We start from the raw sequence: 2,648 nt of genomic DNA, 5'->3' as shown, positions 1-2,648 counted from the left end.
TACTTGCTGCGGTTGACCGTCGCGCCCTCGGGGTCCTTGGGCGTCGCGCCCTCTCCCTCGCCGCCTGCGGTCCCACCTGCGGACTTCGGGTCGTTGGGCTGCGCGCCCTCGCCGCCCTCGGGGTCCTTGGGGACGAGCCCCTCGCCCTCGGTCGCGTCCTTGGCCATAGAGAAACCTCCCTCTCGAGCGCCGGGCCTTTCCCGGCGTACGAGTGGAGTGTCAGCGGTCGCTCACGCGCACGTCACGAACGGTCTATTCAGCCATTGAGTGAGAGAGCAGGACCTAGACGGCCCTAATACCAGAACATCTCTCCAACGTCTCTGTACTCGCCCGACTTCTCGAAGTCGCGCATGAGCAGTACGAGATGCTGGGCATAGTAGGCATGTTCGTCGTTGGATGCCTCGGATATCTCGAAGACGCCGGTTCGCTTGTCGAGCGTGACGGTCCCAACGGGGGACGAGGTGTTCTCGACCGTGTAGTCGTAGGACACCGCTTCGTCGCTCTCTGTCTTCTTCCTGTAGCGGAGCATCACCAAAGGCCGTTTCTCGTCTTGTAGTCGGACAGTGCCTTGGCGTAATTGTACGTCTCCTGTGCATGGTCATGCGCATCCGCCTGCGACATTCCCATCTCCATGTACCGGGACTCGAGTAGCTCGTGGGGGAACAGGAGGCGGTCGTGCTCCTTGATTCCTTTTCCGGAGAGTATCCGCTGCGGTTTTGGAGCAGTGTCGTTCTGACTGGTAATCCAACCGAGCGCGTGAGTGACAGGAGCCACGCCTGGACCTGTGCGGGCCTCACCGAGTCGAGCTGCGCGTCCGCCCACCTCGGGGCCACGTGGTTACGCCACGCTGACTCGAACTGCACGAGCGAGCTTCTCGCCATGCGCCCGTCGGTGACGCGCCTCTCGGCCCACGGCACCCACCACGTCTCGTAGGCCTGCCCGACCGTCGGCGTCGCGTGCTCCGAGTCGTGCTCGACCCTCCTGNTCTTGAGCGCACCGTCCGGCCCCATGTGCCCGTCCCTGTCGCCCGCAGTCCTCCGCACGCGCACGGTCGCCACCGGGACGCCGTCGCACTCGCCGAGCGTCACCTCGGAGCACCGCACTCCCAGGGCCTCCCCGACCCTCAGCCCGCCGAAGGCCATGAGGACGTATGCCGCCTCGGTCGGAGTGCCGCGCAGGGCGTCCCACGCCGCGAGGAGCGCGTCAGCGTCGAACGACGCCATTGACGATTCGCGCCTGGCCTCAGGCGGAAGCTCAAATGCCACGCCGAGCGGGTCGTTCGCCGTAGCCTCGTTGAACCTCGCCCTCTCGAACACGCGGGCAAGGACGGTCTTTGAGTGCATGGCCTGCGAGCGCGTGAGTGACAGGAGCCACGCCTGGACCTGCGCGGGCCTCACCGAGTCGAGCTGCGCGTCCGCCCACCTCGGGGCCACGTGGTTACGCCACGCTGACTCGAACTGCACGAGCGAGCTTCTCGCCATGCGCCCGTCGGTGACGCGCCTCTCGGCCCACGGCACCCACCACGTCTCGTAGGCCTGCCCGACCGTCGGCGTCGCGTGCTCCGAGTCGTGCTCGACCCTCCTGCGGGCGAGCACTCCCTCCGCGTCGCGCCTGGTGCCGTCCACGGTCTCGCTCATGCGCCGGTACGTGCCCGTGGCGTCGGTGCCCCAGTACCTCAGGCGGTAGCGGCCCTTCGCCACGCGCGTGACGCTGCCCCAGCTGTTGCGGCGACGAGGCATGAAGGCTATATCTTCCAGCGCCTGCCGCAGTCGCGGCAGATGAACTCGACCTTGCTGTTGTGGCCTGACGTCGCGCCAACGACGGCCCCGACGGCCCCGAAGGCGACCCCGCCGACCACGGCGCGACCTGCCGAAAGCTTCTTTGTTGACGCTATCGGCATGGTGTTGTGCGAACCGCACTTCGGACATACCGTTCCGTTCTTGCGGTTGGCCTTCTTCGGGCTTACTGACGGAGACCCGCACCCGGTGCGCAGGGATGCTGGCACGCATGCGTCAAGCCTCTGGCGCAGCGCCTCGGCGTCTTCTGGCTTGGCGTGCTTGTATCTCTCGGCGCGCTCCGCCTCTGCCCTCCTTGCTGCCTCGGCCTTGCGCCTCGCGGCCTCTATCTCGTCACGGTGCTCGATTTGGTATATGTCGTTCCTGATGTGGTCAACGGCGTTCCTCGCTTCGGTGTACGAAGCCCACAAGTCGCGCTCTGTCTCGGACAGGACGTAGCCAGCCTTCGCGTCAACGTCTGCGTCCGACACGCTTGCGACGTACTCAGGCTTTTCATCCTGCCTCACACCAATGACCGTTGCAGCTACGAACGCGATGACCGACAGTATGCCGACGCCGAGAGAGTCCTTGCCGAACGCGTTGAACACGCTTGCGGCGAACGCCGCGAAGCTTACGAGTACGACCAGGAAGGACAGCAGTATGACCGCTGTCCCGTCATGGCGTCTAACGTCTGCCGCGACAAGCGATATCCTGGCCTCGTTCCACCGGCTCGCGCGCCCGAACCACTCGGACGCCCTGGCTTCCTGGACGGCCCTGCTTGCCTCGTTCAGCTTCTCGTTGAGTTCCGCGAGCCTCTCCTCGTCGCCCATCTCCATCTCCCGTCCTTGTGTCCCACCTACGAACTAGTGTTCT

General features: G+C 65.6%; 4 protein-coding genes. 2 read left to right on the top strand and 2 right to left on the bottom strand.

The window, feature by feature from the left end; all coding sequences use genetic code 11:
- Positions 1–292 precede the first annotated feature (292 nt).
- Positions 293–529 carry a hypothetical protein gene (locus BQ7388_RS10145; protein WP_072500135.1) on the bottom strand — a complete coding sequence of 79 codons (237 nt, stop codon included), beginning with the start codon at positions 527–529 and terminating at the stop codon, positions 293–295.
- Between the two features lie 227 nt (positions 530–756).
- Here BQ7388_RS10145 and BQ7388_RS12450 point away from each other — a divergent pair, with 227 nt between their 5' ends.
- A complete protein-coding gene (locus BQ7388_RS12450; RefSeq protein ID WP_159430810.1) occupies positions 757–933 on the top strand; it encodes a hypothetical protein in 177 nt (58 codons plus the stop codon).
- Between the two features lie 423 nt (positions 934–1,356).
- Complete coding sequence (locus BQ7388_RS12445; protein WP_159430810.1) at positions 1,357–1,533, top strand: hypothetical protein; 177 nt, start codon at positions 1,357–1,359, stop codon at positions 1,531–1,533.
- Between the two features lie 211 nt (positions 1,534–1,744).
- On the opposite strand, the gene BQ7388_RS10130 is transcribed toward BQ7388_RS12445, so the two are convergent.
- Entirely contained in the window at positions 1,745–2,611 is an 867-nt protein-coding gene (locus tag BQ7388_RS10130; protein WP_072500569.1) for a hypothetical protein, read from the bottom strand.
- Positions 2,612–2,648 lie beyond the last annotated feature (37 nt).

The sequence above is a fragment of the Olsenella phocaeensis genome (genome assembly GCF_900120385.1).
GTDB lineage: Bacteria > Actinomycetota > Coriobacteriia > Coriobacteriales > Atopobiaceae > Olsenella_I > Olsenella_I phocaeensis.
The sequence above is the reverse complement of the archived record's forward strand: the minus strand, read 5'-3'. Positions and strand labels throughout refer to the sequence as shown.